The following is a 13,503-nucleotide window of genomic DNA, read 5'->3' on the forward strand; positions in this document are numbered from 1 at the left end:
GTCGACGAGCAGGCAGGACACGTCCAGGCACTGGCTCCGCGTCCGCACCATCCGCACACCGGCACGGCACCGCGATGCTTCGCACCGAGTGGACCGCCGCAGTGGGCGCACCGGGCGGGCGCTCGACAGTCCGCGCACACCAGTGAAGGAGAGAATCCGGGGCGCGACACCTGCACGAGCACCGGGCCCTCCGCCGCCGCGGTGCGTGCGGCGAGGAACGCGGACGACGGCATCCGCTGAGCCGTCGGCTGCTCCATCTCCTGGGGCGTGCTGAGGACGACTCGCGGCAGCACTCGACGTGCTGCTCTGACGTCCTGCAGCCAGCCGAGGACGACCAGCCGTTCGACATCCGTCGTGCGCGTGTGGCCGGCGAAGAGCAGCGCCGACCCCTCCAGCTCTTGACGCAGCAGTGCCGCGTCCCGTGCATTCACATACGGGGCCAGCGGTTCCCCGAGAAGCGGGTCGCCGTCGTCCCAGATCGCCACCAGGCCTGCGACGACGGGTGAGTACACGGCCGAGCGGTTGCCCACCACGATGCACGGGGCGTCTTCGAGCGTGCGGAGGAAGCCACGATAACGGTCGGGGTTGGTCTGCCGGGAGTCGTGACGGACCACTGCGGCGGCGGGGACGAGCGCCTCCAGAGCCGCGAGGAGTCGATCGAGATCGCGACTGTCCGGGACGACGATGATCGATGATCGCCCCGCGGCGAGCATCCGCGCTGCCGATGCCGCAAGCAGACGGGCCCAGCCCTGCACGCCGTCGACGAGCTGGGGAATCGCCTCGACCGCGGCGCGACCACCGGAGTCGAGAACGGCGCCGAGCCCCTCGTACAGATCGACCGTGCTCTCCGCCACGGCCAGAGCATCGGCGTCGGGGACCTCGGCGGGCGTATCGGCCGTCCACGCCTTCTCGACACGCACCTGACGTTTGGGGATCACCAGGCGCAACACGTCGGAGGCCGAGCCCGCTGCCCGGTCGGCGACGCGACGAGCGAGGGCGTGCAGACGCGTGGGAAGCACGGGCACCGGAGACACGACGCTCTCGACCTCCGAGAGCGCCCGGTCGGCATCGTCCTCCGCGTCGATGTCGACGACGTAGCCGTCGATCACGCGTCCGGCGGTGCGCAGGGGCACACGAACGCGAACTCCCAGGGGCACATCCCCCAGCTCAGGGGGAAGGGCGTAGTCGAAGAGCCGATCGAGTTGCGGAAGAGGGGAATCGAGGAGCACGCGCGCGATGCGCCGGCTCTCCGCAGGCATCAGGACCGCGGTCCCATCAGAGACCGGCGGCGCGGCGCAGCTCTTCGACGCGGTCGGTGCGCTCCCAGGTGAAGTCCGGGAGCTCACGGCCGAAGTGCCCGTAGGCCGCGGTCTGCGCGTAGATCGGGCGCAGCAGTTGGAGCTGCTCGATGATCGCCTGCGGGCGGAGATCGAACACCTCGTTGATCGCGCGGGTGATGATCTCGTCCGACACCTTGCCCGTGCCGAACGATTCTACGTACAGACCGACCGGGCGTGCGACGCCGATGGCGTAGGCCACCTGCACCTCGAGGCGGTCGGCCAGCCCCGCGGCGACGGCGTTCTTGGCGACCCACCGCGTTGCGTACGCGCCGGACCGGTCGACCTTCGACGGGTCCTTGCCGCTGAAGGCACCTCCCCCGTGACGCGAGGCTCCGCCGTAGGTGTCGATGATGATCTTGCGCCCGGTCAGACCCGCGTCCCCCTTGGGGCCGCCCGTGACGAAGGGCCCGGCGGGGTTGATGTACAGGGTGACGTCGTCGAGGTCGAGGCCTGTGGTCGCGAGCACGGGATCGATCACGTGTTCCCGGACCTGGGCCTTGACGTCATCCTGCGAGATGTCGGGGTGGTGCTGGGTCGAGACGACGACCGCATCGACGGTCTTCGGCGTGAAGCCGTCGTAGCCGAGCGTGACCTGTGTCTTGCCGTCGGGGCGCAGGAACGGCAGCTGGCCGTTGCGACGCACCTCGGTGAGCCGCTCGGCGAGGCGGTGTGCCGTCCAGGCGGCCATCGGCATCAGCTGCGGCGTCTCGTTCGTGGCGAAGCCGAACATGATGCCCTGGTCGCCGGCACCGAGCCCGTCCAGCGGATCGATAGAAGACCCGTCGCGGTGCTCCTGGGCGCTGTCGACGCCGTGGGCGATGTCGGTCGACTGCTCGCCCACCGAGACGCTGACACCGCAGGAGGAGCCGTCGAAGCCGGTGTCGCTGGAGGTGTAGCCGATGCCGTTCACGACCTGGCGGACGATCGTGGGGATGTCGACGTAGGCCTCGGTGCGGATCTCGCCGGCCACGTGGACGAGACCCGTCGTGACGAGCGTCTCGACAGCGACGCGGGAGCCCTTGTCCTTCGCGATGAGCCCGTCGAGGATGCTGTCGGAGATCTGATCGCAGATCTTGTCCGGATGTCCCTCGGTGACGGACTCGGACGTGAACAGACGCAGGGCGCTCATCGATACTCCAGAACGGGACGGACAGAGAGAGGGTGTTGCACCCATTCTGGACCGCGCCTCCGACAGAACGGAGGCGCGGCCTGGAATATCACTCTGCGTGACGAAGGCGGAGCTTGTCCTCGTTGATCTCGTGCAGCGCGATCGTGAGCGGCTTGTCCTCGACGGACGAGTCCACGAGCGGGCCGACGTTGTCGAAGAGGTTTCCCTCGTGCAGGTCGGAGTAGTAGTCGTTGATCTGACGCGCGCGCTTCGCGGCGTAGATGACGAGCTCGTACTTCGAGTCGACGCGGTCGAGCAGGTTGTCGATGGGGGGATCGATGATGCCGTTGTTGTGTCCGGCCATGGTGAGACCTCCTGATCAGGCGACGGGATCGTCGCGAAGACGGTGCGAAAGGCGCGCGAAGACGCTCAGCGCGCAGAGCTTGTAGACAATTCTACGACCTCGCGGGCCGCAGTGGCGACGTCCTCGTTCACGATGAGGTGGTCGAACTCGTTCTGAGCGGCGAGTTCGACCTTCGCGGTACGCAGCCTCCTGGCCCTTTCCTCGGCGTCTTCCGTGCCCCTGCCGACCAGTCGATGCACCAGTTCGTCCCAGCTCGGAGGCAGCAGGAAGATCAGCGTCGCTGCCGGTTCGGCGGCACGCACCTGACGCGCGCCCTGCAGGTCGATCTCGAGCAGTACCGTCTTGCCTTCGGCGAGAGCGGCGTCGATCGGCGCCCGCGGCGTGCCGTACCGCGAGCGGTTGTGCACCACGGCGTACTCGAGCAGCTCCCCGTCGGCGATCAACCGGTCGAACTCGTCGTCGTCCACGAAGTAGTAGTGCACCCCGTCGATCTCGCCGGGACGCGGGGGCCGGGTCGTGGCCGAGACCGAGAGGTGGATCTCGGGGTTGTGCTCGCGGATGTGCGCGGCGACCGTGCCCTTTCCCACGGCGGTGGGACCGGCGAGAACCAAGAGCCGACTGCGTGCGCCGCGGGGAGCCGCGGGCGGGAACCGGGAGTCCAGCCAGGCCTCCAGCACCCGACGCTGCCGAGCACCGAGCCCTCCGAGACGCTTGACCGGCGAGATGTGCAGCTCTTCCAGCACGCGGTCGCGCTTGCCCGCACCGATCGCGGGGAGCGCCAGCAGGAAGTCGGTGATGCGCATCGATCCCTCAACCGAGTCGGCGTCCGCCGTCGCGCGGTGCAGTACCGTCTGCGGCGTCACCACGCGCATCGTGAGGTCGCGTTTCACCGACGCTCTCGCGCGTCGACGCTCCACGGCACGGCGTGCGGCGGCCGCCCTGTCGACCTCGGGAACCGTACGCTGCGCGTCAGGCACGCGCCACCTCCAAGTACTCGGCCGCGCGAGCGGTGATCGTGGCAACCAGATGATCGGGTCCGGCGCCGAGGATGCTGCGGCTCTCGCTCGCGATCACCGCATCCGACATGGGCCCGAAGCGCACCCGGAGGTCGGCAGGCGTTGCGCCCTGCGCGCCGAAGCCGGGAGCGAGGATGGGAGCCACGGGTCCGAACGGGTGGATTCCCGCGAGGTCCCAATCCACGGTCGCACCGATCACGAAGCCGAAGCTGCCCCACTCCCCCGCGTCTGCCAGCGCGGCGTTGCGGGCGGAGACCTCGCCGATCACCGATCCGGAGACGGTCTCACCTGTCGAGGTGACTGCGCGCTGCAGCCCCTCGGCCTCGGGGTTGCTGGTCGCGGCGAGGACGAAGACTCCCTTGCCGTGCTCCTCGGCGAGGGCGAACGCCCCGTCGAGGGCGCCCACGCCGAGGAAGGGGCTGACGGTGAACGCGTCGGCTTCCAAGGGCGAGCCGGGTGTGAGCCATGCGCGCGCGTAGTCGCCCATGGTCGATCCGATGTCCCCGCGCTTGGCATCGGCGATCACGAGCAGATCGGCCGCCCGTGCGGCCGCGAGCACGTCTTCCATCGCGGCGACGCCCCGCGAGCCGAAGCGCTCGAAGAACGACACCTGGGGCTTCACGAGAGCCACTCGCCCCGCGGCCGCCTCGACCGTGCGCAGACCGAAGTCCCGCACACCGCGCGCGTCGTCGGGGAGCCCCCACGCGGCGAGCAGGGCCGCGTGGGGGTCGATTCCGACGCAGAGAGGGCCGTGCGCGCGCAGCGCTGCCCGTACGCGTTCGCCGAAGCGTCGGCTCACAGTGCCGCCTTCCGGTCCAGCGCGTACTCCTGGAGGCTCTTCACCTGGAAGCCCTCATGGGCGGCGTCCATTCCGCTCACCGCTGCGCCGAGCACGGCGATCGTGGTGAACAGCGCCTTGTCGGCGGCGACGGCCGCAGCGCGGATCTCGTAGCCGTCGGCGCGAGCGGCGCCACCCGACGGAGTGTTCACGACGATGTCGATCTCCCCGTCGTTGATGAGGTCGACGATGTTCCGGGCGCCCGACTCCTGCGTCTCGCTGTACTTCTCGACGACCGTCACGGCGATGCCGTTGCGCGAGAGGATCTCCGCGGTGCCCTCGGTCGCGACGATCGTGAAGCCGAGCTGCTGCAGGCGGTGCGCGGGAAGGATGACCGCACGCTTGTCCGAGTCGGCCACCGAGATGAACACGGTGCCGGACGTGGGCATGCCCCCGTAGGCGGCAGCCTGGCTCTTGGCGAACGCCGTCGGGAAGTCACGGTCGATGCCCATGACCTCGCCGGTGGAGCGCATCTCCGGTCCGAGCACGGAATCGACCGTCTTGCCGTCGGCGGTGCGGAACCGCTTGAAGGGCAGCACAGCCTCCTTGACCGAGACCGGAGCGTCCAGCGGGACACGCGAGCCGTCCTGCTCCGGCAGCATGCCCTCGGCGCGCAGCTCGGCGACGGTGGAACCGGTCATGATGCGGCTCGCGGCCTTCGCCATCGGGATGCCCAGCGCCTTGGAGACGAACGGCACCGTGCGGCTGGCGCGCGGGTTCGCCTCGATCACGTAGAGCACGCCGGCGCTGATGGCGAACTGCACGTTGAGCAGTCCGCGCACGCCCACGCCCTTCGCGATGGCGAGGGTGGCCTCGCGCACGCGGTCGACGTCCGTGCGACCCAGCGAGACGGGAGGCAGCGTGCAGCTGGAGTCGCCGGAATGGATACCGGCCTCCTCCAGGTGCTCCATGACGCCGCCGATGTACAGCTCGGTGCCGTCGTAGAGGGCGTCCACGTCCAGCTCGATCGCATCGTCGAGGAATCGGTCCACCAGCAGCGGCTTGCCCTCCTCGATGACGACCTCGCCTGCGGTGCGCACGAAGTAGTCGCGCAGCGACGCCGTGTCGTAGACGATCTCCATGCCGCGCCCGCCGAGAACGAAGCTCGGACGCACGAGCACCGGGTAACCGATCTCCTCGGCGATGCTCACCGCTCCGTCGACGTCGATCGCCGTGCCGTTGCGCGGTGCCACGAGACCCGCCTCGTCGAGCAGACGGGAGAACAGCTCGCGCTCCTCAGCGAGGTCGATCGCCTCCGGACTCGTGCCGAGGACCGTGTAGCCGGCCGCTTCGATGCCCTTCGCGAGTCCCAGCGGCGTCTGGCCGCCCAGCTGGCACACGACGCCGAGGATGGTGCCGCTCGCCGCCTCCGCGTCGAGCACCTCGAGCACGTCCTCGAGCGTCAGCGGCTCGAAGTACAGGCGGTCGGAGGTGTCGTAGTCGGTCGAGACCGTCTCCGGGTTGCAGTTGACCATGATGGTCTCGAACCCGGCATCGGAGAGCGCGAACGACGCGTGCACGCACGAGTAGTCGAACTCCACGCCCTGACCGATGCGGTTCGGCCCAGAGCCGATGATGACCACCTTGGTGCGCTCGGACGGAGCGACCTCGGTCTCGAAGTCGTAGCTCGAGTAGTGGTAGGGCGTGAGAGCGGGGAACTCGCCGGCGCACGTGTCGACGGTCTTGTACACCGGACGGATGCCGAGGCCATGGCGGACGCCGCGGACCTCGGTCTCGGACGTGCCGCGGAGCTCGGCGAGCTGCGCGTCGGAGAAACCGTGCTCCTTGGCGTAACGGAGAGTCGCGGCGTCCAGCTCGGGAGCCGTCCGCACGATCTCCGCGACCTCGTTGATCAGCACGATCTGGTCGAGGAACCACGGGTCCATGGCCGTCGACTCGAAGGCCTGCTCGACCGTCGCGCCCTTGCGCAGTGCCTGCTGCAGCGTGACGATCCGGCCGTCGGTCGGCGTCTTGGCGACCTCCAGGAGCTCTTCCACCGAACGGGTCTCCTCGCCCCAGTGGAAGCTGGAGCCGCGCTTCTCGAGCGAGCGCAGCGCCTTCTGCAGCGCGGTGGCGTAGTTGCGGCCGATGGCCATGGCCTCGCCGACCGACTTCATGGTCGTGGTGAGCGTGGCGTCCGCCGCAGGGAACTTCTCGAACGCGAAGCGAGGCACCTTGACGACGACGTAGTCGAGCGTCGGCTCGAAGCTCGCCGGCGTGACCCCGGTGATGTCGTTCGGGATCTCGTCGAGGCGGTAGCCGAGGGCGAGCTTCGCGGCGAGCTTCGCGATCGGGAAGCCGGTGGCCTTCGAGGCGAGGGCGCTCGAGCGCGAGACGCGCGGGTTCATCTCGATCACGATGATGCGCCCGTTCGCCGGGTCGACCGCGAACTGGATGTTGCAACCGCCGGTGTCGACGCCGACGGCTCGGATGATGTCGATGCCGATGTCGCGCATCTTCTGGTACTCGCGGTCGGTGAGGGTCAGCGCCGGGGCCACCGTGATCGAGTCACCCGTGTGCACGCCGACCGGGTCGACGTTCTCGATCGAGCAGACGACGACCGTGTTGTCGGCCGTGTCGCGCATGAGCTCGAGCTCGTACTCCTTCCAGCCGAGGATCGACTCCTCCAGGAGCACCTCGGTCGTCGGGGAGTCACGCAGACCGGCGCCTCCGATACGACGCAGGTCCTCCTCGTCGTAGGCGAAGCCGGAACCGAGGCCGCCCATCGTGAAGGACGGGCGCACCACGAGCGGGTAGCCGAGCTTCTCGGCACCGGCGAGGAGGTCGTCCATGGTGTGGGCGATGACGCTCTTCGCGACGTCGGCGCCCGCCTCGAGCACGAGCTCCTTGAAGACCTGGCGGTCCTCGCCCTTCTTGATCGCATCGACCTTGGCGCCGATGAGCTCGACGCCGTACTTCGCGAGGATGCCGCGCTCGTCGAGCGCCATGGCCGCGTTCAGAGCGGTCTGCCCACCGAGTGTCGGGAGGATGGCATCCGGCTTCTCCTTGGCGATGATCGTCTCGATGACCTCAGGGGTGATCGGTTCGACGTACGTCGCATCGGCGAAGTCGGGATCGGTCATGATCGTGGCCGGGTTGGAGTTGACCAGGATGACCCGGACACCCTCCTCGCGCAGCACGCGGCACGCCTGGGTGCCGGAGTAGTCGAACTCGCAGGCCTGACCGATGACGATCGGGCCGGAGCCGATAACGAGGACGGAGTTGATGTCGTCGCGCTTGGGCATTACTTGGAGTCCTTCTGGCTGGCGATGACCAGGTCGCGGAACCTGTCGAAGAGGTAGTTGGCATCGTGGGGGCCCGCAGCCGCCTCGGGGTGGTACTGCACCGAGAAGGCCGGGATGTCGAGGGCGCGGAGTCCCTCCACGACGTTGTCGTTGAGGCCGACATGGCTGACTTCCACCTTGCCGTAGCCGTGGGGGCTGTCGAACGTGCCCTCGATCGGCGCCTCGACGGCGAAGCCGTGGTTGTGAGCGGTGATCTCGACCTTGCCCGTCTGCTTGTCGAGCACCGGCTGGTTGATGCCACGGTGTCCGAACGGCAGCTTGTAAGTGCCGAGGCCGAGAGCCCGACCGAGCAGCTGGTTGCCGAAGCAGATGCCGAAGAACGGGAGTCCTTCGTCGAGCACCGAGCGCAGCAGCTCGACGTGGTCACCCGATGCCGCGGGGTCGCCGGGCCCGTTCGAGTAGAAGACGGCGACGGGATCGACGGCGCGGATCTCGTCGATCGTCACGTTCTGCGGAAGTACGTGCACCTCGAACCCGCGAGCGGCCAGGTTGTCGATCGTCGCCTGCTTGACGCCGAGGTCGAGCACGGCGAGGTTGCCGATCCGCTCCCCCAGTGCCGTGGTCACGGTGGCGACGTCGACCGAGACCTCCGCCGACAGGTTGCGGCCGGCCATCTCGGGAGCCTCGCGGACGATGCGCACCTGCTCCTCCGGGTCGAGCACGGCATCCGGACCGGAGAAAATGCCACCGCGCATTGAACCCGCCGAGCGGATGTGTCGGGTGACCGATCGGGTGTCGATACCGCTGATGCCCACGATGCCGTCCTCCACGAGAACGTCATCGAGCGAGGCGTTCGCACGCCAGTTCGACACCACCCTCGAGGGGTCGCGGACGATGTAGCCGGCGACCCAGATGCGACGCGATTCCGCGTCTTCGTCGTTCATGCCGGTGTTGCCGATGTGCGGTGCCGTCTGCAGCACGATCTGCCCCGCGTAGGACGGGTCGGTGATCGTCTCCTGGTAGCCGGACATGCCGGTCGAGAAGACCACCTCGCCCAGAGTGCGCCCACGGGCGCCGTAGGCGCGGCCGATGTGGCGGGTGCCGTCTTCCAGGACGAGGACGGCAGGGTCGGGGAGCCGAGCCGCTGAGGCCTGCTCGGGGGTGGTGGAGAGTGTCATGACGTTGCTCCTGTGTCGGGGGCGGCGGGGACGAGCCGCTGCAGGTCGGAGATGAGGTTCTGAGGTTCGCCGGTGGCGACGCGCAGGTAGCTGTCGACGACAGTGTCGTCGTCGATGTTCCATGCGATGCGCACGAGACCACCCGGCTCGACGACACGGTCGATCGTGACCGTGGCGCGGTCGACGGCGACGAGACGGTCTTTCGCCAGGAAGACCGTCGGCGTGCCGTCGAGGCAGAGGGCGATGCCGCGATCCGTGACGGCTACCTCACCGCGGGCCCGGTATGCGAGAGGCGACACCGCGAGACGCTCGAGCGGCTGTCCGTGCCGTGTCGTCGACACGTACAGCACCTCGTCGCGGCGGGCGACCTCCGCATGCTCGGGCACACCCAGCGGGGCCGAGAACACGGAATCGCGGCGGATTCGTCGTCGCCAGGCGCGCAGCATCACCAGCAGCACCAGGAGGGCGACCGCGATGGTGATCGCGACGGCGAGATCCCGAGCGCTCATGCGCCGAGCTCCTCGACGACGCTGCCCCCGTCGACCGTGAGGACGCCGCCGTGCACCGTGTACTCCACCCGCCCGGGAAGAGCACGGCCGAGATAGGGCGAGTTCACGCTGCGACCGTGCAGGTCTGCTTCGGTGAAGACGCCGTCCACCGACGCGTCGTAGAGCGTGAGCTGCGCCGGCTGCCCGACCTCGAGCGGTGTGCCGTGGCCGGAGAGGCGTCCGATCCGTGCCGGTGCCGCACTCATCACGCGCGCGATGTCCGCCCACTCGAGCAGCCCGGTCTGCACCATCGACTGGTGCACGACGCGCAGCGCGCTCTCGAGACCCACCATTCCGTTCGCCGCAGCCTGCCACTCGCACGCCTTGTGCTCGCTGGGGTGCGGCGCGTGGTCGGTCGCGACGATGTCGATCGTGCCGTCGGCGAGGCCCTCGCGCACGGCGAGGACATCCTCTTCCCGGCGCAGGGGCGGGTTGACCTTGTAGCGCGCGTCGTATCCCCGCACGAGCTCGTCCGTCAGCAGCAGGTGATGCGGCGTCACCTCAGCGGTGACGCTGATGCCGCGCTTCTTGGCCCACCGGATGATGTCGACGGAGCCCGCCGTCGACAGGTGGCAGACGTGCAGCCGCGAGCCGACGTGCTCTGCCAGCAGCACGTCGCGCGCGATGATCGACTCCTCCGCGACCGCAGGCCAGCCGGCGAGGCCCAGCTCGGCGGACACCGTTCCCTCGTTCATCTGCGCCCCCTCAGTGAGGCGGGGATCCTGGGCGTGCTGCGCGATGACGCCGTCGAAGGACTTCACATACTCCAGAGCCCGACGCATGATGAGCGGGTCGAAGACGCAGAAGCCGTCGTCGCTGAAGACGCGCACCTGGGCGCGCGAGGTGGCCATGGCGCCGAGCTCGGCGAGACGCTCGCCCTTCTGTCCCACGGTGACGGCCCCGATGGGCTGCACCGTCGCGTAGCCGGCAGCCTCGCCGAGGGCGAGCTCCTGCTCGACCACCCCCGCCGTGTCGGCGACGGGCGAGGTGTTCGGCATCGCGAACACCGCGGTGAACCCGCCGGCGGCGGCCGCCCTGGTACCGGTGAGAATCGTCTCCGACGCCTCGTAGCCGGGTTCGCGCAGGTGGGTGTGCAGGTCGACGAGCCCCGGCAGCGCGACCAGGCCCGCAGCGTCGATCACGCGCGCACCGGTGCGGGTGAGACCCGTCCCGATCTCGGCGATCCGCCCGCCCTCGATGATGATGTCGGCGCTCTCGGCACCGAGCAGCTGCGCACCGGTGATGACGAGGGTCTCGTTCACAGGTCTCCCCCTCGTTCGTCGTCTCGTTCTCCTGCGAGCAGCAGGTACAGCACCGCCATGCGGACGGATACTCCGTTGGTGACCTGTTCCAGCACCGTCGAACGGGCGGAATCAGCAGCTTCGGAGGAGATCTCCAGTCCCCGGTTCATGGGTCCGGGGTGCATCACAATGCTACCGCCCGGAAGCGCGGCCACACGCCGTGCGTCAAGACCCCAGCGGCGGGAATACTCCCGCTCAGTCGGGAAATACGCGGCATTCATGCGTTCCAGCTGAATGCGGAGCATCATGACGGCATCCGGCTCGTCCGCCAGCGCCTCGTCGAGGTCGTAGACGACCCGGACCGGCCAGAGCGACACGTTCTGCGGAACCAGCGTCGGCGGCGCGACCAGGGTGACGTCCGCGCCGAGCGTGGTGAGCAGCCAGACGTTGGACCGTGCGACCCGCGAATGCAGGACATCGCCGACGATCACCACACGCAGTCCGCTGAGATCCCGTCCGCGGCTTTCGGCACCGAAACGGCGCTTGCGGATCGTGAAGGCGTCGAGCAGCGCCTGCGTGGGGTGCTCGTGGGTGCCGTCTCCGGCGTTCACCACACCGGCCGATATCCAGCCGCTGGTGGCGAGGGTCTGCGGGGCGCCGGAACCCGGGTGCCGGACCACGACCGCATCGGCGCCGATGGCCTCGAGCGTCTGGGCGGTGTCCTTGAGGCTCTCGCCCTTGGAGACGCTGGATCCCTTGGCGGCGAAGTTGATCACGTCGGCGGAAAGGCGCTTGGCAGCGGCCTCGAACGAGATGCGCGTACGGGTGGAGTCCTCGAAGAAGAGGTTCACCACGGTCTTGCCCCGCAGCGTCGGGAGTTTCTTGACCTCGCGCGACTGCGTGTCGGACATGTCCTCGGCGACGTCGAGGATGCGAAGCGCGGTGGTCCTGTCGAGGGTGCGGGTGTCGAGGAGGTGTCTCATTCGCCGATCGTCACCTCCTCCGCCCCGTCGTTCTCGAAGAGGCGCACGTTGACCCGCTCCGTGCGGGCCGAGGGGATGTTCTTGCCGACGAAGTCGGGGCGGATCGGGAGCTCCCGATGTCCGCGGTCGACGAGGATCGCCAGGCGCACGACGGAGGGGCGTCCGATCGACTGGATCGCGTCCAGCGCCGCGCGGATGCTGCGGCCCGAGAACAGCACGTCGTCCACGAGCACCACGGTCTTGCCGTCGATGCCCCCGACAGGGATCTCCGTCGGCTGCGGCGAGCGGGTCGGGTGCTTCGCGAGGTCGTCGCGGAACAGCGTCACATCGAGGGAGCCGACCGGGACGGACTGCTGCGCGATCTCGCTGATCAGCAGGCCGAGGCGATGGGCGAGAGTGACGCCGCGGGTCGGTATCCCCAGCAGGACGAGGCTCTCGGCGCCTCGATTGGATTCGAGGATCTCGTGCGCGATCCGGGTCAGCGCTCGTGAGATGTCGGCTTCGTGCAGCACAGTGCGCATGCTCATCGGCCGCTCCCTTCTCCGCCTCACAGGACGGTGTTAAAGGTTGCTTGTGATGTCAGTCTATCGGAGCGCTCAGGCCTCCGCTGATCAGCTCGCCTCCTGCAGCACGGGATCGGTGACCTCGTCGATCTTCGAGGAACGGATCGGGTGCCCCGCCGTGGACAGGCAGCGTCCCGTCTTCAGGTCCCACTTCCAGTCGTGCATGCTGCACGTGAGGATGCCGTCCTCGTCGACCTTGCCGGTCTTGGTGAGGTCGGCGCGCAGATGGGGGCAGCGGCGCTGCACGACCCAGTCGCCGATCTCGGCGTCCTCCGTCTGGTCGGTCTGCTCCTGGTACCAGTTCTCGACGTACTCGATCCGGTCGACCGAGAGGCACTTGAGGAACGTGGTGAGGAACTCGTTGAACTTGCCGCTGCGGCCCACCGAGAACTGCATCGAGAGGAAGATCGAGTTCGACCAGTCGATCTCGTGGTCGACGATGTTCGTCGAGACCAGATCGGCGGGGATCGTGTACCAGTAGATGCACTCCTCGCCCGCGTACTCGCGGACCTTGGCGCGGGGGAAGTCGACCACCATGTCCAGCTCGCCGATGCGGAACCGGACGCATCCGCCGACGCCGAGTCGGATCGTGCGGGACTTCTTCAGCAGCGGCTCCCACCACTCCTTGATCGCAGCCAGCATCTCGGCCGGCGGGATGATCTCGGCGCGGGAGGCCTCCTCGTCGCGGATCTCCTGCTGACGGGATGCGCGCTGCTCTTCGAGATACTCCCACTTCTCGTCGAAGATGTGGGCGATCTCCGCTTCGGTGTACAGGGTCTGCTCGCTCGTCACCTCTCCACCCTCGACCGTGACGACGGTGCCGGGGATGAAGAGCTGTCCGTCGTACTGCGGAGCGAGCTCCTTCATATGCGCGAGGAACTGCTTCTGGTCCGTGAAGATCGACTCGCCGTTCTTTCCGAGTCCGTTGAAGTCGAACAGGTCGTCGCGAAGAAACATGGGCGGCCCTGCCATCGGGAAGACATGCGGGGCGTCGACCTTCTCGATGTAGTACATGGCGCGCTTGTTCTGCGCCTCGCGCTTGAGTCGGGCGAAGTTCTGCTTGGCGTCGAGCGGCAGGT

11 protein-coding genes and 1 pseudogene are annotated in these 13,503 nt (G+C 68.4%); all 12 read right to left on the minus strand.

Translation table 11 applies throughout. The features are described from left to right. Window positions 1-1,259 (minus strand): annotated as a pseudogene (locus DSP71_RS00995) (primosomal protein N'); the annotation flags it as partial. A gap of 16 nt (window positions 1,260-1,275) precedes the next feature. Beyond that, window positions 1,276-2,469, minus strand: a complete 1,194-nt coding sequence (gene metK, locus DSP71_RS01000; protein WP_113680139.1) for a methionine adenosyltransferase — start codon at window positions 2,467-2,469, stop codon at window positions 1,276-1,278. An 88-nt stretch (window positions 2,470-2,557) separates the two neighbouring features. Next, window positions 2,558-2,812 (minus strand): DNA-directed RNA polymerase subunit omega, encoded by a 255-nt coding sequence (rpoZ, locus tag DSP71_RS01005; protein WP_017204385.1) that lies wholly within the window; start codon window positions 2,810-2,812, stop codon window positions 2,558-2,560. Window positions 2,813-2,877: 65 nt separating this feature from the next. Then, complete coding sequence (gmk, locus tag DSP71_RS01010; RefSeq protein WP_058631200.1) at window positions 2,878-3,789, minus strand: guanylate kinase; 912 nt, start codon at window positions 3,787-3,789, stop codon at window positions 2,878-2,880. After that, the gene (gene pyrF, locus DSP71_RS01015) at window positions 3,782-4,627 is read right to left on the minus strand and encodes an orotidine-5'-phosphate decarboxylase (RefSeq protein WP_113680140.1); all 846 of its coding nucleotides are present in this window, start codon (window positions 4,625-4,627) and stop codon (window positions 3,782-3,784) included. The genes gmk and pyrF overlap by 8 nt, the downstream gene beginning before the upstream one ends. Continuing rightward, window positions 4,624-7,911, minus strand: coding sequence for a carbamoyl-phosphate synthase large subunit (carB, locus tag DSP71_RS01020; protein ID WP_113680141.1), 3,288 nt, complete (start codon window positions 7,909-7,911; stop codon window positions 4,624-4,626). Before carB ends, pyrF begins: the two co-directional genes overlap by 4 nt. Continuing rightward, complete coding sequence (gene carA / locus DSP71_RS01025; RefSeq protein ID WP_113680142.1) at window positions 7,911-9,089, minus strand: glutamine-hydrolyzing carbamoyl-phosphate synthase small subunit; 1,179 nt, start codon at window positions 9,087-9,089, stop codon at window positions 7,911-7,913. Before carA ends, carB begins: the two co-directional genes overlap by 1 nt. Further along, complete coding sequence (locus tag DSP71_RS01030) at window positions 9,086-9,598, minus strand: hypothetical protein (protein WP_046747139.1); 513 nt, start codon at window positions 9,596-9,598, stop codon at window positions 9,086-9,088. Before DSP71_RS01030 ends, carA begins: the two co-directional genes overlap by 4 nt. Further along, the gene (locus DSP71_RS01035) at window positions 9,595-10,899 is read right to left on the minus strand and encodes a dihydroorotase (protein ID WP_058631202.1); all 1,305 of its coding nucleotides are present in this window, start codon (window positions 10,897-10,899) and stop codon (window positions 9,595-9,597) included. Before DSP71_RS01035 ends, DSP71_RS01030 begins: the two co-directional genes overlap by 4 nt. Then, window positions 10,896-11,861, minus strand: a complete 966-nt coding sequence (locus DSP71_RS01040; RefSeq protein ID WP_046747141.1) for an aspartate carbamoyltransferase catalytic subunit — start codon at window positions 11,859-11,861, stop codon at window positions 10,896-10,898. Before DSP71_RS01040 ends, DSP71_RS01035 begins: the two co-directional genes overlap by 4 nt. After that, window positions 11,858-12,388, minus strand: coding sequence for a bifunctional pyr operon transcriptional regulator/uracil phosphoribosyltransferase PyrR (pyrR, locus tag DSP71_RS01045; RefSeq protein ID WP_113680143.1), 531 nt, complete (start codon window positions 12,386-12,388; stop codon window positions 11,858-11,860). Before pyrR ends, DSP71_RS01040 begins: the two co-directional genes overlap by 4 nt. 84 nt (window positions 12,389-12,472) lie before the next feature. Beyond that, window positions 12,473-13,503: Rieske (2Fe-2S) protein (locus tag DSP71_RS22845; RefSeq protein WP_258546192.1), on the minus strand; the 1,031-nt coding region annotated here is incomplete at its 5' end.

The organism is Microbacterium sp. H6 (assembly GCF_003314775.1).
Taxonomy (GTDB): Bacteria; Actinomycetota; Actinomycetes; order Actinomycetales; family Microbacteriaceae; genus Microbacterium; species Microbacterium oxydans.